The sequence below is a fragment of the Candidatus Palauibacter sp. genome, from assembly GCF_965237495.1.
Classification (GTDB): domain Bacteria; phylum Gemmatimonadota; class Gemmatimonadetes; order Palauibacterales; family Palauibacteraceae; genus Palauibacter.
On record NZ_OZ250143.1, the window covers coordinates 1,261,739 to 1,278,817 of the forward strand.

16 protein-coding genes and 2 pseudogenes are annotated in these 17,079 nt (G+C 69.2%); 11 read left to right on the forward strand and 7 right to left on the reverse strand.

The window, feature by feature from the left end:
- Positions 1 to 8 precede the first annotated feature (8 nt).
- Positions 9 to 2,243, reverse strand: coding sequence for a redoxin domain-containing protein (locus ACPXY0_RS05415; RefSeq protein ID WP_423929194.1), 2,235 nt, complete (start codon positions 2,241 to 2,243; stop codon positions 9 to 11).
- A gap of 181 nt (positions 2,244 to 2,424) precedes the next feature.
- Between ACPXY0_RS05415 and ACPXY0_RS05420 the strand changes: the two genes are divergently transcribed.
- The 8 genes and pseudogenes from ACPXY0_RS05420 to ACPXY0_RS05455 all read left to right on the forward strand — a co-directional run bounded on the left by ACPXY0_RS05420 (position 2,425) and on the right by ACPXY0_RS05455 (position 10,753).
- Positions 2,425 to 3,999: a RecQ family ATP-dependent DNA helicase gene (locus ACPXY0_RS05420; protein WP_423930579.1), complete on the forward strand. Its 1,575-nt coding sequence runs from the start codon at positions 2,425 to 2,427 to the stop codon at positions 3,997 to 3,999.
- A 24-nt stretch (positions 4,000 to 4,023) separates the two neighbouring features.
- Entirely contained in the window at positions 4,024 to 4,536 is a 513-nt protein-coding gene (locus tag ACPXY0_RS05425; RefSeq protein WP_423929196.1) for a methyltransferase family protein, read from the forward strand.
- Positions 4,533 to 5,369 (forward strand): hypothetical protein, encoded by an 837-nt coding sequence (locus ACPXY0_RS05430; protein WP_423929198.1) that lies wholly within the window; start codon positions 4,533 to 4,535, stop codon positions 5,367 to 5,369. The genes ACPXY0_RS05425 and ACPXY0_RS05430 overlap by 4 nt, the downstream gene beginning before the upstream one ends.
- 109 nt (positions 5,370 to 5,478) lie before the next feature.
- Entirely contained in the window at positions 5,479 to 5,631 is a 153-nt protein-coding gene (locus ACPXY0_RS05435) for a hypothetical protein (RefSeq protein WP_423929200.1), read from the forward strand.
- Positions 5,618 to 6,655 (forward strand): annotated as a pseudogene (locus ACPXY0_RS05440) (PQQ-binding-like beta-propeller repeat protein); the annotation flags it as partial. The gene ACPXY0_RS05435 and the pseudogene ACPXY0_RS05440, both read left to right, overlap by 14 nt.
- A gap of 976 nt (positions 6,656 to 7,631) precedes the next feature.
- Positions 7,632 to 8,015, forward strand: a pseudogene (locus tag ACPXY0_RS05445) (SDR family NAD(P)-dependent oxidoreductase); the annotation flags it as partial.
- A 327-nt stretch (positions 8,016 to 8,342) separates the two neighbouring features.
- Positions 8,343 to 8,489: a hypothetical protein gene (locus tag ACPXY0_RS05450; RefSeq protein ID WP_423930779.1), complete on the forward strand. Its 147-nt coding sequence runs from the start codon at positions 8,343 to 8,345 to the stop codon at positions 8,487 to 8,489.
- Positions 8,474 to 10,753: an FG-GAP-like repeat-containing protein gene (locus ACPXY0_RS05455; RefSeq protein ID WP_423929202.1), complete on the forward strand. Its 2,280-nt coding sequence runs from the start codon at positions 8,474 to 8,476 to the stop codon at positions 10,751 to 10,753. Before ACPXY0_RS05450 ends, ACPXY0_RS05455 begins: the two co-directional genes overlap by 16 nt.
- A 30-nt stretch (positions 10,754 to 10,783) precedes the next feature.
- Here the strand turns inward: ACPXY0_RS05455 and ACPXY0_RS05460 are convergent, their stop codons facing one another.
- A complete protein-coding gene (locus tag ACPXY0_RS05460) occupies positions 10,784 to 11,956 on the reverse strand; it encodes a M20/M25/M40 family metallo-hydrolase (protein WP_423929204.1) in 1,173 nt (390 codons plus the stop codon).
- 123 nt (positions 11,957 to 12,079) lie between these two features.
- On the opposite strand from ACPXY0_RS05460, the gene ACPXY0_RS05465 reads away from it, so the two are divergent.
- A complete protein-coding gene (locus tag ACPXY0_RS05465; RefSeq protein WP_423929206.1) occupies positions 12,080 to 13,216 on the forward strand; it encodes a hypothetical protein in 1,137 nt (378 codons plus the stop codon).
- 1 nt (position 13,217) lies between these two features.
- On the opposite strand, the gene ACPXY0_RS05470 is transcribed toward ACPXY0_RS05465, so the two are convergent.
- Positions 13,218 to 13,502, reverse strand: coding sequence for a hypothetical protein (locus ACPXY0_RS05470; RefSeq protein ID WP_419935773.1), 285 nt, complete (start codon positions 13,500 to 13,502; stop codon positions 13,218 to 13,220).
- Between the two features lie 99 nt (positions 13,503 to 13,601).
- Here ACPXY0_RS05470 and ACPXY0_RS05475 point away from each other — a divergent pair, with 99 nt between their 5' ends.
- Positions 13,602 to 14,036 (forward strand): OsmC family protein, encoded by a 435-nt coding sequence (locus tag ACPXY0_RS05475; RefSeq protein ID WP_423929208.1) that lies wholly within the window; start codon positions 13,602 to 13,604, stop codon positions 14,034 to 14,036.
- 34 nt (positions 14,037 to 14,070) lie between these two features.
- On the opposite strand, the gene ACPXY0_RS05480 is transcribed toward ACPXY0_RS05475, so the two are convergent.
- From ACPXY0_RS05480 to ACPXY0_RS05490, 3 genes are all read right to left on the reverse strand, one after another.
- Positions 14,071 to 14,886 (reverse strand): carboxypeptidase-like regulatory domain-containing protein, encoded by an 816-nt coding sequence (locus ACPXY0_RS05480; RefSeq protein WP_423929210.1) that lies wholly within the window; start codon positions 14,884 to 14,886, stop codon positions 14,071 to 14,073.
- 120 nt (positions 14,887 to 15,006) lie between these two features.
- Complete coding sequence (locus ACPXY0_RS05485; protein WP_423929212.1) at positions 15,007 to 15,201, reverse strand: hypothetical protein; 195 nt, start codon at positions 15,199 to 15,201, stop codon at positions 15,007 to 15,009.
- Between the two features lie 65 nt (positions 15,202 to 15,266).
- Complete coding sequence (locus tag ACPXY0_RS05490; RefSeq protein ID WP_423929214.1) at positions 15,267 to 15,833, reverse strand: DUF6265 family protein; 567 nt, start codon at positions 15,831 to 15,833, stop codon at positions 15,267 to 15,269.
- Between the two features lie 91 nt (positions 15,834 to 15,924).
- On the opposite strand from ACPXY0_RS05490, the gene ACPXY0_RS05495 reads away from it, so the two are divergent.
- Positions 15,925 to 16,296, forward strand: coding sequence for a hypothetical protein (locus tag ACPXY0_RS05495; RefSeq protein WP_419941470.1), 372 nt, complete (start codon positions 15,925 to 15,927; stop codon positions 16,294 to 16,296).
- Here the strand turns inward: ACPXY0_RS05495 and ACPXY0_RS05500 are convergent.
- Positions 16,286 to 16,945, reverse strand: coding sequence for a class I SAM-dependent methyltransferase (locus tag ACPXY0_RS05500; protein WP_423929216.1), 660 nt, complete (start codon positions 16,943 to 16,945; stop codon positions 16,286 to 16,288). The genes ACPXY0_RS05495 and ACPXY0_RS05500 overlap by 11 nt on opposite strands.
- Positions 16,946 to 17,079 lie beyond the last annotated feature (134 nt).

Below are 17,079 nucleotides of genomic sequence, written 5' to 3' on the forward strand. Positions count from 1 at the left end.
CGTCGCGGTCAGGGGCTGCTCGTGTCTTCGCGGATCGCTTCGACGCGCCACGAGAACTCTTCGTCCAGCTTGAGCGCGGTGCCGATCTGCACGAACTGCACGTAGCCCTCCCGGTCGACGAACCATGTGGTCGGCCACGCGTTCACGCCGGCGCGGTCGACGTAGTTGTCGTCGACCAGCACCGTGCAGTCGAAATCGTTCTTCGCGAGGTACTCCCCGATCACGTCGTTCGTGCGGTCGTTGCTGATCGAGAGCACCTGCACCTCGGGGTCGTCCCGGTAGCGCTCATCCAACTTCTGATACTCCGGCATCTCGACGACGCACGGGCCGCACCAGGTCCCCCAGAAGTGCAGCACCGCGATCTTCCCCTCGAGGTCCGCCGAGTCGACCATATCGCCGTCGAGCCGCGCGAGCTGGAACGGCTCGTACGTCCCCGCGGCCTCCACCCGCGACTCGAGGATGCGGTCGCGGCGCCGGATCCGGTCGCGTTCGTCGAGCGTGGCGAGGTACTCCTCGATCCCCTCGCGGCCCCCGTTTCGGCGCTCGTAAAGCGCTTCGAGGGCGGTCTGATTGGGATTCTCGCCCCGGCCGGCTCCGAAGCCCGCGATGTAGGAGTCCTCGGCCTGATCCAGCCACTCCGTGACAGCCTCGGCGTCTCCCTCCTCCTCCGCCTCGACGGCCAGCCGCTCGTACACCTGCCCCAGGTGATACCTCGCATCCCGGTTGCGATCCGCGATCGCCAGAGCACGCTCGAGCGTATGGCGCCCGTCCTCGGTGTGGCCGGCCTTGAAATGGGCCCACCCGATCACGTCGTAGATGCCGCTGACGGAGGATCGGAGGGCCTGGTCGAACTCGCCTTCCGTGTCGAAGAAGTCGCGCGACTCGGTGACGCGCTCCAGCATGATGGGCACGCCTTCGCGCACGAGGTCCGCGGCTTCAAGCGCGTAGGGCGTGTGATCGATCATGGCGAGCGGGGCGTCCCCGTACGTGATGTGGGGATTGAGGCGTTCGAACTCCGCCATGCCCCGGATGGCCTCGGCCAACTCCTCGGCCGGGACAGGATCCATTGCCTCGAGTGCCCGGAAGAGGTCGAGATAGACGCCGCCCTTGAAGACGTCGCTGTAGAGCGGGCGTTCGAGGAAGCGATAGGCGGCATCTCGCACCACTTCCAGTTGGGCGCGGTATTCCGGCGAGTCTTCACCGCGCTCCTCGTAGATCTCGAATAGCTCCCTGCCGACCCTTCGTGTCTCCCCTACGTAGACGAGCGATGCGTGATAACTCCCCGGATCGCTCTCGACGATCTGGGCCTCGAGTTCGGCGGCGCGCGCTTCGCCGTCCATCTCCCGGTACATGGAGGCCATGCCCTGCAGACCTTCCACCGTCTCGGGGATGGCCTCCCGGTATGCCGCCATGCTCGCTTCCACGGCCGGAAGCCGCTCCTCTCGCGGGAGGAGTTCCGACATCCACAGGCCGCGCCAGTGCTGGGACCGCACCTCGAGCGACCCGGGTGCGAGTTCGAGAGCGGCCTCCATCAGCAGTGTCCACTCATCCATGCGGCGGGCGTTGTAGGCCTCGTTGGCCAACCTCGTGTATCCGAGGACATGGTTCGGGAACCGCTCCTTGAACTCCGCCCACGTCGCTCGGCTGGAGTCCGCCCACGTCGGGTCGTCCAGCTCGTAGCGGGCCGCGGATTCGAGTTCGGCCTGCATGCGCAGGACCTCCGGCCAGGTGCGGGTCTCCTCGTCGAGCGACACCAGGAATGCGCGCGCCGCCTCGAAGTCGTCCCGCACCAGCGCCCGCGGGTAGAGGAAGGCGAACTCCGGCTGCGGCGAGGCCTCCCACGCCTTCAGGGCCATCTCGTGGGCCGGCTTCGCTTCGCCGTCGACGAGGAGCGCGTAGGCTTTCGTGTAGAGACCCCAGGGATTGTCAGGATCGTCCGCGAGGATCGCGTCGGCTTGCTCGTGGACCTCTCTGGACAGCCCCCAGCCCACCAGTTGGTAGGCATAAAGGCCTCGGAGTTCCGCGTCGTGCGGCGCGCGGGCGACCCACTCGTCGCCGAACAGCTTGCCGGCTTCGAAGGTGCGGAGTCGCGCGTGGTCCCGAAGCCGGGCCTTGGCCGCCTCGAGCTCCTCGGCCGTGTAGTCGGGCGGCGCGCCACCGCCCCCGCACGCGCCGCAGACCAGAAGAATCCCGGTGAGCAGAAGTCCGACCCTCGGGCCGGATCGGCGGGAACGCGTCGACATCGCACACCTCCGGGGCAGGGACAGCTTGAGCCACGCGCGGCCTGACTCCTCAACCTGTACAGACGTTGACATCACAGAAATGGTTTCCCTACGGGCCCCTGACCTCGCGCCCCGCCCACCGCGGCCACGCCATTGAGGTCCGGTTGAGCCCGGGGTGGAAATCCGTCGTATGTTGAGCGCGATGATCGAGCCCCGTACCCCCGACCCCGGATCCGTCCTGCGAGACGTGTTCGGCTACGATGAATTCCGGCCGGGGCAGGCGCACATCATCGACGCGGTGCTGGCGGGGCGGGACTGCATCGGGGTCATGCCCACCGGGGCGGGGAAGTCGCTCACCTTCCAGATCCCGGCGCGCCTCATGTCGGGGACGGTCGTCGTCCTCTCCCCCCTCATCAGCCTCATGAAGGACCAGGTCGACGCGCTCCGCGACCTCGGGTTCCGGGCCACCGCGATCAACTCCTCGCTCGCCCCCGACGAGCGCTGGCGGCGACTCGACGGCTTCGAGCGGGGAGTCTACGAACTCGTGTATCTGGCGCCGGAAGCCCTCACGCCCCGCATGCGGGAGCGGCTGCGGCGGGCGCCCGTGTCCTTGATCGCGGTTGATGAAGCACACTGCATATCCCAATGGGGACACGACTTCCGCCCTTCCTACCGGGCGCTTCAGGGACTGCGTGACGAGATCCTCTCCGCCCGACCCACGACACCCGCCGGGACGGGCCCGGATGGGGCGGGACCGTTGCCGATCCTCGCCCTCACGGCGACCGCCACCCGCCGGGTCGCCTCGGACATCCTTCGCCAGCTGGGGATGCGGAAGCCCGAGGGATACAAGGGGTCCTTCTTCCGTTCCAACCTGCGGGTCGTGTGTCGAAAGAAGGGGGAAGGGAATACGCGCGCCGAGATTCTCGGGCTCATCCGCCGCCACCGTGGCGAGAGCGGGATCGTCTACTGTCTGTCGCGAAAGTCCGTCGAGCAGATGGCCGAGTTCCTGCGCCGCGAAGGGGTCGACGCGGTGCCGTACCACGCGGGGCTCGAGGACGGGGCGCGGGCCGAAAACCAGGACGCGTTCGCGCGGGACGAGGTCGATGTGGTGGTGGCGACGATCGCGTTCGGGATGGGGATCGACAAATCGAACGTTCGCTTCGTCATCCACCGCGACATGCCGTCGGATATCGAGTCGTGGTACCAGGAGATCGGACGCTCCGGGCGGGATGGACTGCCGAGCGACTGCGTCCTCTTCTACTCGTGGGCCGACGTGAAGGTGCGCGAGCGTTTCCTCGACGAGATCGAAGACCCGACCGTCCGTGAGGGGAAGCGCAGGGCGGCCGTCGACCTGTTCCGGCTCGCGGACCGCGACGTCTGCCGCCACCGCGGGCTGCTCGCCTACTTCGGAGAGGAGTTCGAGGCGTGCGGAGAGTCGTGCGATGTCTGCACGGGTGTTGGCGTGACCGATCTGGTGGACGTGCTCCCCGTCCTCAAGCGGAAGACGCGGACCTCGAGTGCCCGGCCGCGGACGGCTGCGGTGGAAACCGACCGCTCGCCATCCGACCCGACCTTCCAGCGCCTCCGCACGTTGAGGAAACAACTGGCCGACGCGCGCGGCGTCCCGGCCTACATCGTGTTCAGCGATCAGGTGCTATGGGATTTGATCGACCTCCGTCCCCGCACGCAGGAGGACATGCTGCGCGTCCCGGGCATTGGCCCCGCCAAGCTCGAGCAGTACGGCGACGTCTTCCTCGCCGCCCTGCTGGACGGCTGACCCCTCCGGGCACATCACCGTGAAATGAAGCCGTCACTCACTGCCGTGCTCAGGACCGCGCTCACCGCGGTCGTCCTGCACGGGGTCTTCACGGTGGGCATTCCGACCCTGATCCTGCGGAGCACGGGCGAACTCCCGCTGCTCGCCGTGGACATCGGGCATCTCCGCTGGCTCGGTGCGGCGCTCGGAGGCTTCGGCGTCTACCTCTATCTCTGGTCAGCCGTGCGCCTGCTCCGGAGGCGGACGTCCGCGGTCCCGGGGGTGGCCCCCACCGTACTCGTGAAGGACGGCTCGTATGCGCGTACGCGCCATCCGCTCCTGCTCGGCGTCGTGCTGATCCTCCTCGCAGAGGCCGTGTTCTTCTCGTCTGCTTGGCTGCTCGGGTACGCGCTCGCCTACTGGCTGTGGCTGACCGCCTTCGTCGTTCTCAAGGAGGAGCCGGATCTGCGCCGGACATTCGGCGAGCCCTTCGACGCGTACTGCCGCAGCGTTCCCCGCTGGATTCCGCGGCCCCGTCGCTCGGCGGAGCCTCGATGAGGCCGGACGTCTATTTCCACGTCGGGGCGGGGAGGGCGGCGTCCCGGTGGCTGCAGGAGCAGGTCTTCCCGCGTTTCCGGGGCGTGCGCTACATCCCGCGCACCCGGTTCCGGAAGAGCGCCGGGATCATCGCCAGGGGCGGAGATCTCCCCGTTCTCGTGTCGCGGCAGCTGGGATACCACGAGTTCACGCCGTCGGTGGCGTGGTTCGCGCGCGCCGCGCCGGCGGCCCGGCCGATCCTGGTCCTCCGCCGCCACGACGGATGGCTCCGTTCGGTGTACCTGCGGGAGATCAAGGAACTCCGCTACGTCCCGTTCCAGTGTTTCATCGATTTCGAGCGGGACGCGGGGGTCCGTCCCCAGTCCTCGGCCCTCTTCCGCGAGCGCATACGCGTGCTGGAGGAGCACTTCGAGCATCGGCCGCTCGTGCTCTTCTTCGACCGGCTCGTCGCGAATCCGCAGGGGTTCGTGCGCGCGATCGCCGACTATGTGGGGGCGTCGTACGACGAGAGGGAGATCGCTTTCCGCCCCGTGAACCGCTCGTATGGCGACAGGCAATACCGGTTTCTGCGGGAGGTGGGCCGGCTCCGGCCGCTCACACGGCGCCAACCCTCCGAGCACCCCGCGCGCCGCTGGCTTCGGGTGCGGTCGCGACGGCTCGCCTGGCACCTCGGCGTGGGTCTCGGACGCGTGGCGCCGGAGTGGATCCTGAGTCCCGAGCCGCTGCTCACCGACGAGCAACTCGAGAGGGCCAGGGCCTTCTACGAAGCGGACTGGGAGGCCTGCCTCGAATACGCACGGGAGCACAATCCGTCTCCCCGGATCGCGGGCTGACGCCACGGCGACGCCAACGCCCGGCGGCAGTCCCGGGCTCGCCGGCCGCGCGCGTTCTCCGCACATTCCGGCTCCCGTACTCGAGTTTCCGACCAACCGCGAGGTAGAGATGCTCCCACCGCCTTCACGCGCACCGAGGCCGGTCAAGGACGAGTTCCTGCCGGAGCTTCCGTCCTGGACGGCGGTAGGCGTGACCGAACTGTACAGTCCCGGTGTGCTGATCGAAGTCAAGGTGATCGCGGCGGTCGATGAGGACGGCTGACCGCGTGCCCGCGCCCCCGGCGGCTGTCCGGGCGCTCGTCATCGGACTCGCCCTCGCCGGTTGCGGCACGCCCGGGATTCGCACTGGCGAAGGGGGTTCGGCCGCGGCCTACGCGAACGACAACTGGCCTGTGTATGGGGGCGATCCCGGAGGCCTCAAGTACTCGTCCCTCAACGATATCGACCGCTCCAGCGTAACCGAACTCGAGGCGGCGTGGACGTGGGAGACGGGCGAGACGCCGGTCCCCGACGCGGCCAGCCCCATCCAGGGCGAGCGGGTGGCGCCGGGGGCGTTCGAGGCGACGCCGATCGTCATCAACGACACGATGTGGCTCTCGACCTCCTACAACCGGGTCGTCGCCCTCGACGCGGAATCAGGGGAGGAGTTGTGGAGCTACGACCCGCGGTCGTGGGAGTGGGGCAACCTGCACCGCGGATGCCGCTTCTGTCACCGCGGGATCGCGCAGTGGAGCGACGGTGGGGAGCGGCGGATCTTCCTCAACACGCGCTGGCGGCTGATCGCGCTCGACGCCGCCACCGGAGCGCTGATCCCGGGCTTCGGCGACGGGGGCGAGGTCGACCTCACGGAGGGTCTCGCCTGGGACGCGAACCGGCTCCACATCTCCAATACCTCTCCCGCGGTCGTGTTCGAGGACATCGTCATCGTGGGCAGCGGGGTCCCGGACAACAGGATCTACCGCAACAACCCCCCCGGCGACGTGCAGGCGTTCGACGCGCGCTCGGGCGAACTCCTGTGGACCTTCCACACGATCCCGAAGGAGGGCGAATTCGGGGTCGAGACGTGGGAGGACGAGTCGTGGTCCTACACCGGCTCGGCGAACGTGTGGGCGCCCTTCTCGCTCGACGCCGAGCGGGGGCTCGTCTACCTGCCCGTCTCCACCCCGAACAACGACTTCTACGGCGGCCACCGGCGGGGCCAGAACCTGTTCGCCGAGTCGCTCGTGTGTCTCGACGCGCGCACGGGCGAGCGGGTGTGGCACTTCCAGACGGTGCACCACGGGCTGTGGGACTACGACCTGCCCGCGCCCCCGGGCCTCGTCACGATCGAGGTGGACGGACGGCGGATCGACGCGGTGGTGGCGGTGACGAAGACGGCGTTCACCTACGTGCTGGACCGCCTGACCGGCGAGCCCGTGTGGCCGGTCGAGGAGCACGCCGTGCCGGAGAGCACGGTGCCCGGGGAGGTGCCGTGGCCGACGCAGCCCTTCCCGACGCGGCCGGCGCCGTTCGCCCGGCAGGGGATCACAGAGGACGACCTGATCGACTTCACGCCGGAACTGAGGGCGGAAGCTCTGGAGGTGTTCGGGCGCCACCGCACCGGGCCGATCTTCACGCCCCCCTCCGTCGAGGGGACGATCATGATGCCGGGCCTCATCGGCGGGGCGGGGTGGGGCGGCGCCGCGATCGATCCCGCCAGCGGGCACATGTTCGTGAAAGCGTATGACGACCCGTTCCTCGCCCGGGTCGCCGAGGGGGAACCGGGCGCCGGCGACGCGGACTATCTACCGAACTTCGCGAGCACCCTCTCGGTGTCGGGCGGGCTTCCGATCATCAAGCCGCCGTACGGCACGCTCACCGCGATCGACCTCAACACGGGCGAGCACCTGTGGCAGCGTCCTTTCGGGGACGACTCGGCGATCCGCGAGCACCCGTCGCTGGTGGGGCTCGACTTGCCCCCGATGGGAGGGACGCCGCAGAGCCACGGCACGACCTCGGGACCGCTGGTGACGGCAGGCGGGATCGTCTTCCTGGCCGGCGGGACGCCGTGGCTGGAGGCGATGGACGTGAGCGACGGCCGAAACGCTGTGGCGGGGGGACCTGGGCGACGGCCTGGGGCGCGGCAACCCGATGACGTACCGTACTCGTGCCGGGCGGCAGTTCGTCGTGGTCGCCACCTCCGCCGACGGGCAGGTCGATTCGAAACTCCAGGCCTTCGCCCTCCCCGCCCGGTGAAGTGGAGCCATGGACACAGGGGACCACATGAGCGTCAAGGGACAGATCGCCGTGGTCACCGGGGCGAACTCCGGTGTCGGCAAATCGACGGCGGAGTTGCTCGTCCAGGCGGGTGCGGACCTGACCATGATCTGCCGCAGCCGCGGGCGCGGAGAGGAGGCCCTGGCGGAGATGCAGCGGGCAGGTGCCGCCGCGGGCGCCGAGGTTCGCCTCGAAATCGCCGACCTCTCGCGCCCGTCCGATGTACGGGCGCTCGCCGGGCGCCTGGCCGCTCGGCTGCCCGCGATCGACATCCTCGTGAACAACGCCGGCGCGTGGCTGCACCGCCGCGAGATCTCGCCGGAGGGTTTCGAGATGATGTTCGCGACCAACCACCTCGGCCATTTCCTCCTCACCCACCTGCTCCTCGACGGCCTCGCGGCCGGGCGCGGCCGGATCGTCAACGTGAGTTCCGATGCGCACCGCTACGGCGATCTGCGGCGGGCCGGGCTCGAAGCCATCGCGCGCGGCGACGCCTGGAGGGGAGGCTTCAAGTCCTACGGAGACACGAAACTGGCCAACGTCCTCTTCACGTTCGAGTCGATTCGGAGGTGGGAAGACCGGGGGATCACCGCCAACACCCTGCACCCGGGGACGCTCCGGACGCGGATCGCGAGAAGGAACCGGAGTACACTCGGTCTCCTGATGCGCATGACCAGGAGTTTGCTGACCCGGCCCGAGGTCGGAGGCCGCGCCGTCATGCGGCTCGTCGAGGACCCTGCCCGCGATGACGTGACCGGACGGTACTTCAAGGTCGAGGAGGAAGTCCGCGCCCAGGCGCAGGCGTACGATGCCGATCTGGCCCGGGAATTGTGGGAGCGCAGTCTTGCATGGACCGGCGCGTGATGCCCGGGCCCCGCGTGATGCCCCGGCGGAGTCCCGCGCTCCTCGCCCTATGCGCCCTCGCGGCCCTCCCGTTCACCGCGCGCGGCGTCAGCGGCCAGCAGGAGCGGACGTTCCGGCCGCTCGGCCCCCTTGGCCCCGAAAGCCGGCTCACGGCCTCGGTCAGTCTGGGCGACGTGGACGGCGACGGTGCGCTCGACATCGTCGTGGCCAACGGCCGGCACTGGCCCGAGCAGAACCGGATCTTCCTGAACGACGGACGCGCGGGGTTCACGCTGGCCCGCCGGCTGGGGGACGAGGAGGACGGCACGTACGCGGCCCCCCTCGCCGACTTCGACGTGGACGGCGACCTCGACATCGCGACCGGGAACGATCGCACCCGCAACCTCGTGTTCCTGAACGATGGGACCGGACGCTTCGAGAGGAGCGGCACCTTCGGCACTCCGAGTTCGACCCGGAGTCTCACCCTGGCGGACCTGGCCGGCGACGCGAACGCGGTCATCCTCGTCGTCAATCGGGGTCGGCAGAACTTCATCTTCCGGGGCGACGGGGCCGGCGCCTTCGACGAGGGGACCCCGTTCGGGGCGGGGGACGACTCCACGATCGATGTCGCGGCGGCGGATCTCGACGCGGACGGGGACCTGGATCTCGTCCTCGCCAACCGGGACGGCGGGGCCAATGCGATCCACTGGAACGATGCAGGGCTCTTCGATCGGCGCACCGCCTACGGCACCGGCGGCGACGAGACGCGCGGCGTGGCGACCGGCGACGTGACCGGCGATGACTTCGCCGATGTCGTAGTGGCGAACATCGGCGAACGAAACGCGGTGTACTACGGCGACGAAACGGGGACCTTCGAGCGAAGCCGGATGTTCGGGCGCGACGACGATCAGAGCTATGCCATCGTCCTCGCCGATCTGGATCTCGACGGGGACCTCGACATCATCGTCGCCAACGCCGGCGCCCGGAACGCCGTGTACTTCAACCGGGGCACCGAGACGGGCGAACCGTTCGAGGAATTCCGGTTCGGGTGCGACGACTGCGGCACCTACGGAGTCGCGGTCGGGGACCTGAACGGGGATGGCTATCCGGAGCTCGTCACCGCGAATTCCGGCGCGCCCAACGTGATCTTCGCCAATGTTCCCGCGAGCGGAGAAGAGCGCCGCCAATTCGTGCGACGTTCGCTGTGCGGGAACATTCTCTCCCGGCCTTCCTATATGAGAACGACTCTCATTGTCATTTTCAGTGCGAGGGGTAACCAGATGACATCTCGCCTGCTCCGGACCCGTGCGCCTGCCGGTGCTCTCGCCGTGCTCTGGGCGTTGGGCGGATGCGCGTCCGCGAACGTGTCTCCCCGGGTCACCGGACCTGCCGCGGATCCGGAAGGGAAACCGCCGTCGGCCGCCGCCGAGACTCGTCCCGGGGTGCTCGTCATGGCCCACGGCGCGGGTGAGGACTGGAACGGTCGCGTCGAGGCCGCCCTCGAGCCGTTACGCGACCGGATCCCCGTGGCGCTGGCTCTGGGCATGGCGGACCCGGGCACGCTGCAGGCTGCGCTGGATGCCCTCGAGGACGAGGGAGTCAACACCGTGGCCGTGGTGCGACTGTTCGTCTCGGGCGCCTCCTTTCTGCACCCGACGGAATTCCTCTTCGGACTGCGCCCCGACGCCCCGCGCATGGCGATGGTGGGGCACCGCATGGTCGACGGGTCGGAACTCGACCCGCTCGCAACGAGCGGCCGGATCCTGCTGACGCGGGAAGGTCTCGCGGGTTCCGACGAGGTAGCGGGCATTCTCCTCGACCGTGCCGGCTCGGCCGGCGCACACCCGCCCGAGACCGGCCTCCTGCTCCTCGCGCACGGCATGGGCGTGGAGGCGGAGAACCAGCACCTTCTCGATGCCATGGGGCAGAGTGCGCAGGCGCTGCGGTCCGCGGGATACGGCGAGGTGCGGTTGGCCACCCTCAGGGAGGATTGGGCCGAGGCGAGGGCGGAGGCGGAGCGGGAGATCCGGGCGGCGGTCGCCGACATGGGCGAACGTGGACGCCGGGTCCTGGTGGTCCCGTACCGCGTATCGGGGTTCGGCCCCTACGCAGGGGTCCTCGAAGGTCTCGAATACACCCCGACCGAGGGCTTCCTTCCGCACCCCCTGATCACAAGCTGGATCGCAGCCCGGGTCACTTCGGCCCTCTGTTCGGCCGACCTGTTCTCGCCGCTCGCGCCGTGCGAGAGAATGGCCGGTGAACCCGCACGTCAGCCGGGCCTGTGATGGCTATCGGGACCCTTCAGCGGCAGTAAGTCAGCGGCAGTAGTCGGCGGCGGCCTCGGCGAGGATCTCGGCGAGGCGCGCGCACGAGTCGAGGTCCACCCATTCCACGTCCGCGTGGGCGCCCGCCCCGTGCGGTCCGATCACGACGGAGTCGACCCCCGCCGCCTGGGTGAGGGCCGAATCCATCCAGGGGGAATCGCCGATCACGGCCGGGTCCCGGTCGAGCACCCGGCGAGCCGCGCGCGACACGCAGGCCGCGATCGGCGCCTCCGGCGTGGTCTCGAAGGGTTCGCGGTGGAAGAAGGTCGACCATTCGACCTCCAGCGACGGGTCCTCCGCGCGCAGATCGTCGAGAAGACGCGAGATCTCGCCTTCCACGGAGGCCCGAGTCTCGGGCGGCACGGTGCGCCGCTCGATCCGGAGCGTGCAGTGCGGGGAATAGGTGCTGATCCCGGTCCCGCCCTCCACGAGCGCCGCGTGCATCGAGGGTGGGCCGAGCAGCCGATGGCCCGGACGCGCGAGGAGCTCCTCGATCAGCCCCTCCAGCCGGTGCAGGACGCGGCCCATGCGAAGGTTCGCGTCGACGCCATCGCGGTAGCGGCTCCCGTGGGCGGCGCGGCCCCGCGTCGTGATCTCGATCCAGGTGAAGCCGCGGTGAGCGACGCAGAGATCCAGGGAGGTGGGCTCTGTGACGATCGCCGCGTCGAAATCCAGTTCGCCCCGGGCGCGCCGCGCGACCAGGTCGGCGGTGCCGAGGCTCGCGTACTCCTCGTCGGCGACCGCGGCCACGAGGACGTCCCCGGCGAGGCGGGTTCCGGAGTCCCGGAGAAGCCGCGCCGCCTCGATGCAGGCGGCGAGCGCGCCCTTCATGTCGTAGGCGCCGCGCCCGTACAGCCGGCCGTCCTCGACCCGGCCCGCGAACGGGTCCGCCATGCCCTCCACGCCCACCGTGTCGTAGTGCGCGTTGAGCATCAGGGTGGAACCGCCCCCCGTGCCGGGAAGGCGTCCGACGACGCTGGGGCGGCCCGGCTCCGGCTCGTACCGGTCCACGGTGAGCCCCGCCTCGCGCATGTGGCGGGTCGTCACGCGGGCGATCGCGGCTTCCCCCGGGGCTCCGGGCACGAGGGTCGGGTTTACGGAGTTCGTCGAAACGAGGTCCGCGAGCATGGCCGTGAGGCGATGGGGGTCGACGGAGAAGGTCATGATCGCATAATGTCCCATTGGAGGATCGGGACAACCCCGTCCGGGCACCTGGCCGGCCCTGCCGGGTAAGCTCGGGCGACGTGGCGAAGCTCAAGGGCTCACTCCGGATCCCGGGCAGAGGTCGTGCCCGCCGTGGAAGAAGGGAAGACGGTGCGGACGACCCCAAGACTCCTTCACACGCCCCTCACGATTTCCGTTCTCGGTCTCGGTCTCGCACTCGCCACCCCCGTCGCCGCCCAGCGGACGCTCTCCCCGGAAGGCCCCGCAGGTGGCCCCCGGCTCATCCCCCTGGTGACGTCGGGCGCGGCGGTCCCGAGGGTGTTGCTGGTGGACCCCCTCCGCTACCGCGTCGTGGCCAGCCTCCCCACCGGCCCCGACGCCCGCGGTGTGGCCCTGAGTCCGGACGGCCGCTTCGCGTACGTGACGAGTTACGCCTGGGAGCCCGAGCCGACGGGGTCGGGGGACGCCGCGCCGTCGCCGGACGGAGGTGCGGGCGCGCCGCCTCTGAGGCACGGAGTGACCGTCATCGACCTCGAAGCGCGGAGCGTCCATGCGGTCTTCCAGCCGCGGGACTACCGGCAACTCGGCGCAATCGCGGTCGGAGAGGGCGGGGCCCGGCTCTGGATGACGAGCGAAGCGGAGAACGGCGTGGTGGAGGTCGATGCGCGGACCGGCGAAGTCATGATGCTGTGGAGGACCGGGGGACAGGGCGCGACCGACATTGCGGTCAGTCGCGATGGACGTCGCGTGTTCACGACGAATTCCGGGTCGGACGACATCGCCGTGATCGACCGCTTGACCGTCCTGTCGAGGCGGGTCCCGACGGGTCGGCGGCCGGGCGGCGTCGCGGTCGCACCGGCGGGCGACGAAGTGTGGGTGGTGAACAGCGGAGATCACACGATCAGCGTGTTCGGTGACTTCGACGATCTTCGAGAGCTGAGGCGGTTTCCGAGCGGCGGCGAGGAACCCGTGCGGATCGCCTTTCATGCCGGGCGACGGGAAGCGTGGATCTCACACCGAGCCAGCCGCACCGTCACCGTTGCGGCCATGGCATCCGGGGAGAGGATCGGCGAGATCTCCCTGCCCGGCGAGCCACGGGAGATCCTCTTCTCCGACGATGGGGCGCGCGCCTACATCCTGTCGCCGGCCAGCCAGCGCGTGTACACGATCGCGGTCGCGTCCCGTCGCCTGGTGAGTTCGTCGGGCCCGGCCGCTACGCCGCGCCCGCAGCCGTCCGCGGGCGCCCGCAGCCCCTGGTGACTCAGGGGCTCGGGAGGCGCTTGATTTCGCGCCTCCCCGCCGCGACCCCGGCCCCGATTCCGATGCCGAACAGGATGGCGGTGATCGGGTTCAGGATGGGAAGAATGGCGGCCGGCAATGCGACGGCCCAGGCCGCGACGCCTGCCAGGACGGGAACGCCGCGCCGGTGCACGCCGTCGACGAAGCGCAGGCGTCGGTGGACGAACTTCTTCATCGTCACGTACCCCCCGATGGACAGGACGCCCGTGACGATGAGCCAGAGAAAGTTCCCAATGAAGTCGAGCATGTGGCACCTCCTGAAGAACCCGTACGCCCCCCGTCCGGGAGCGGTTTCAGCGGCCCGAGCCTATGTTTGCGGCGTTCGTCTCCAGCCGGAAGGACCGTGATGAGCCTCGAAGAAACCCGCGAAGAAACGCAACTCCGCTGGAACGGCGGCCTCGAATTCACGGCCGAACGGGCCGGGTTCGAGACGCGGATCGACGGGCATCAGCGGGTCGCCCCGAGCCCCGTCGCCCTGCTCGTGGAAGCGGTCGCCGCGTGCGCCGCGATCGATGTCGTCCACATCCTGCGGAAGGGACGCCAACCCCTCACTGCGCTCTCGGTTTCGACCCGGTTCCGTCGCTCGGAGACGGCGCCGCGCTACGTGAAGGGGCTGAAGTTCGAGTTTCACTTGGCCGGGCAGGTGGACGAGGCGAAGGCGCGGCGCGCCGTCATGCTCTCGTTCGAGAAATACTGCTCGGTCTACCATTCGCTCCGGAAGGACATGGAACTCGAATGGACGCTGTCCCTGAACGGCGAGCCCGCGGGCGGGCGGGACTGACGACGAAGCCCTCGCGGGTCGACCGGGATCGGGGCTACTCGAACGGCTCGGGGAGGTCGCCGGCCCAGTCCAGAAAGCCGGGGCCGCCCGGCGTCCACACCACGATCGCGCCGCACGTGGAGCCCGTACGCAGGAACTCCATCGGCGTCTCGACGTCGCGCTTGTAGACTTCGACCGCGCCCAGATCCTCCTTCGGGAGATCGTCGAACTGCATCCCCGACTGGTACATCCCATCGAGGTAGAGCGCCGGCGGACACCCGAGCCGGGCCCCCTGCCCCAGATAGACTTCGGCGCGCCCGTACTCGATGCGGCCGACCGAGATGTTCGGTTCGCCGCGCAACAGGTCGCTGGGGAGTCGCGGGTTCCGGGTCCTGATCTCGCGCGGCGTGTAGAACGTCCCGAACCCCTTCTCCAAGCGCTCCACGAAGCCGGTCAGGTTCCGTGCGCGGCGGGTTTGCCGAACCTCGACCGTCAGGTCCGCGATGCGAACGACGGTGCGGGAAAGGGTCAGCGTCACGCGCGTCGTCACGTCGGGCTGAAGTTCGAGGACGGCGTAGCTCGGTTCGTAGCCGATGAAACGCACCTCGAGCGAGTCCCTCCCGGCGGGTGCGTTGGGGACCCGGAAGTTCCCCTCGGCGTCGGTGATCGCGCCGGCCACCGTCCGCACGAACTGGACCGTGGCGCCCTCGATCGGGAGCCCCGTCGAGGCGCTCACCACCTGGCCGATGAGTTCGGCCGTGCGTCGTTCCGCTTCTTCCTGCGCCGAGATCGGCCCCACCGGCACGGCACCCGCCGCCAGGGTCAGCGCCGCGAGCAGGCCCCACCTGGTTCGTAACCGCAATACACTCACGTTACCCCCGCTGGTCGAGGCCCGGACCGTCTCCCCGAGGTCCGGACCGTCTCCATAAGGATGGCGATTCCTCGTCTCCGGTTCAATTCCCGGCCACCTCGGGGCGATCACCGCCGGCTACTACACCCGGCAGGCCATATCCTGCCCGCAGCACATCGGCGACTTCACCATGCCGTGCCCCGCGGGGCACCTGGAGACGTGGACAGCGCTGACGTCATCCTTGACCAGCGTATCGTGGGTCAGTTCCGCGCCGCACTGGCCGCACGTCATCGTCCCGATGCTCATCCCGCATTCGTCGCAAGTGTAAGCCGCCATTCGAGGCTCCTCCCTCCGAGGGGGTTCATGAAGTCAAACGTCTGACGTGGTCTCCGAAATACGGTTCAGCGCCGCGTCATCGCCAACACGGCGGGATCCCCGCCGCGGCTCCCGTGAATCGTCACGCGCAGCGCGTCCTCCGTCGGACTCTCGTAGGTGAACCACAACAATCCGTTCTCGGGGGGCTCCGGGGCCGTATTCCGGAACGTCGCCTTGCGTCCTTCCATCTCCGTGAGACGAAACTCGAGCGCAGTCTCCTCGCGGGGCGCCCAACCGCGTCCCACGTGCTTGAAGCGATAGTAGATCTCGCCGTCGTCGTCCTGCTCGAGCAGAAGCAGCTCATACATGATCGCGAGACCGTCCCGCACGAGCCGGAAGGAGCCGGACATCGACCGGCCGGCCGGGCTGAACCACGCCTCCTCGATCTGTCCCCCCATCGCCTCTCCGCCCCAGTGGCCCGCGATCCAGGCGAGATCTTCCAGCTCCGCCGCCCCGCTCCCGGTCGCAATCCCGTCGGCCGACGCGTCGTCGGCCCGGACCCCGAGCGCGAGGCCGATGATCGCGAGCGGGATGGCGATCCAACTCAAGGCGACGGAAGCCGTTGGCCGCCTGCGGGACGAGTGTGGTCTCATCGTTTTCCTCCGGGACGGCGCCTCGCGCGGTCGCGGGCACGGGCCATTTGAGATTTGAGAAACTGCGACGCGCACCGCATCTTCGCACGCCATGAAAGCCGCTGTAAAGATCACCGGGAAGATCACCGGGTCGATCGTCGTGTGCCTGCTGGCGGGTCTCGTCGGACTGGCCCTCGTGTTTCGCGACCTGCCGGTCGGTCCGGGAGCGGGCCTCATCGCGCTCGGTGGTCTGTTCTACCTCGCCGTCGGATTCGCACTCACCCGGTGGCATCGGGGTGCGCGTCCGCTCCTCTGGGGGCTGGCTCCCGGTTGGGGTCCGGGCCTCCTCGGCCTCATCGGTGTCTGGGTCTCCGCCACGGACCCCTCGTCGGGCCACTGGGCCCTGGCTCTCCTCTTCCTACTCGGTCCCGCGGTCGCGGGCCTGGCCGGGGCCTCTCTGGCGCGAAGAACGCTCAGCGCCTGACTCGCTGCGGGTTTGTGAGTCGCCTCCCGCTGGCTCGGCGGGCCGCGCCGAGGTAGACGGACCCCAGCGCCCGGGGCACGCCGGGCATGATGAAACGCTCGAGTTCGGTGATCCGGAACCCGGCGCCCTCGATCTCCTCGTCGATCTTCCGGTTCACGTTGCAGCCGCAGGCGACGAGATTCTGAAGGGGGTTGACGGCATCCTGGACGCGGGCCACCCACCGCCCGCCGTTCCTCCCGTGTTCGAGGAAGAGGAGTTCTCCCGAGGGTTTGAGTACCCGTCTCATCTCGACGAGCGCCGTCGGCAGCCGTTCGATCGAACACAGCGTCCAGGTGCTCGACACGGTGTCGAAGTGGCCGTCGGGGAAGGGCAGCCGGTCGGCCGCGTCGAGCGTGATGCGCTCCACGGGGAAGGGGGCCTCGGCGACGCGCCCGCGCACGCGGCGTTCGAGCACCGCCGCGGGATCGAGGCCGGTGACCCGGCGCACGGACTCCGGATAGCAGTCGAGGTTCAATCCGGTCCCGAAGCCGACCTCCAGCACCTCTCCGTGCGCGCGAGCGAGCGCCCTGCGCCGATAGCCGCGGTGCACTTCGCCCTTGAGGCCGCTCTCCATGAGACGCGGAAAAATGTGCTCGGAATAGATGCCCATTTGCCGGTTCGGTGACGTCGTAGCCTGTTGAAACGTCTGCTGAAACATAGACGTAGCACTCCCTGGCGGGATGCATTCACGCTCGAGGGCGGTCGGGTCGCTCATGAGCCGCCGACCGGAACGTCTTCACGAGG

What these genes read in the sequence shown, in the direction of transcription:
- ACPXY0_RS05470 (WP_419935773.1), bottom strand. Translation starts at nt 13,502, where the DNA reads ATGCTCGACTTCATTGGGAACTTTCTCTGGCTCATCGTCACGGGCGTC.
- ACPXY0_RS05490 (WP_423929214.1), bottom strand. Translation starts at nt 15,833, where the DNA reads ATGAGACCACACTCGTCCCGCAGGCGGCCAACGGCTTCCGTCGCCTTG.
- ACPXY0_RS05450 (WP_423930779.1), top strand. Translation starts at nt 8,343, where the DNA reads ATGCGGCTCGTCGAGGACCCTGCCCGCGATGACGTGACCGGACGGTAC.
- ACPXY0_RS05420 (WP_423930579.1), top strand. Translation starts at nt 2,425, where the DNA reads ATGATCGAGCCCCGTACCCCCGACCCCGGATCCGTCCTGCGAGACGTG.
- ACPXY0_RS05485 (WP_423929212.1), bottom strand. Translation starts at nt 15,201, where the DNA reads ATGGCGGCTTACACTTGCGACGAATGCGGGATGAGCATCGGGACGATG.
- ACPXY0_RS05425 (WP_423929196.1), top strand. Translation starts at nt 4,024, where the DNA reads ATGAAGCCGTCACTCACTGCCGTGCTCAGGACCGCGCTCACCGCGGTC.
- ACPXY0_RS05460 (WP_423929204.1), bottom strand. Translation starts at nt 11,956, where the DNA reads ATGACCTTCTCCGTCGACCCCCATCGCCTCACGGCCATGCTCGCGGAC.
- ACPXY0_RS05455 (WP_423929202.1), top strand. Translation starts at nt 8,474, where the DNA reads ATGGACCGGCGCGTGATGCCCGGGCCCCGCGTGATGCCCCGGCGGAGT.
- ACPXY0_RS05475 (WP_423929208.1), top strand. Translation starts at nt 13,602, where the DNA reads ATGAGCCTCGAAGAAACCCGCGAAGAAACGCAACTCCGCTGGAACGGC.
- ACPXY0_RS05415 (WP_423929194.1), bottom strand. Translation starts at nt 2,243, where the DNA reads ATGTCGACGCGTTCCCGCCGATCCGGCCCGAGGGTCGGACTTCTGCTC.
- ACPXY0_RS05430 (WP_423929198.1), top strand. Translation starts at nt 4,533, where the DNA reads ATGAGGCCGGACGTCTATTTCCACGTCGGGGCGGGGAGGGCGGCGTCC.
- ACPXY0_RS05435 (WP_423929200.1), top strand. Translation starts at nt 5,479, where the DNA reads ATGCTCCCACCGCCTTCACGCGCACCGAGGCCGGTCAAGGACGAGTTC.
- ACPXY0_RS05500 (WP_423929216.1), bottom strand. Translation starts at nt 16,945, where the DNA reads ATGGGCATCTATTCCGAGCACATTTTTCCGCGTCTCATGGAGAGCGGC.
- ACPXY0_RS05495 (WP_419941470.1), top strand. Translation starts at nt 15,925, where the DNA reads ATGAAAGCCGCTGTAAAGATCACCGGGAAGATCACCGGGTCGATCGTC.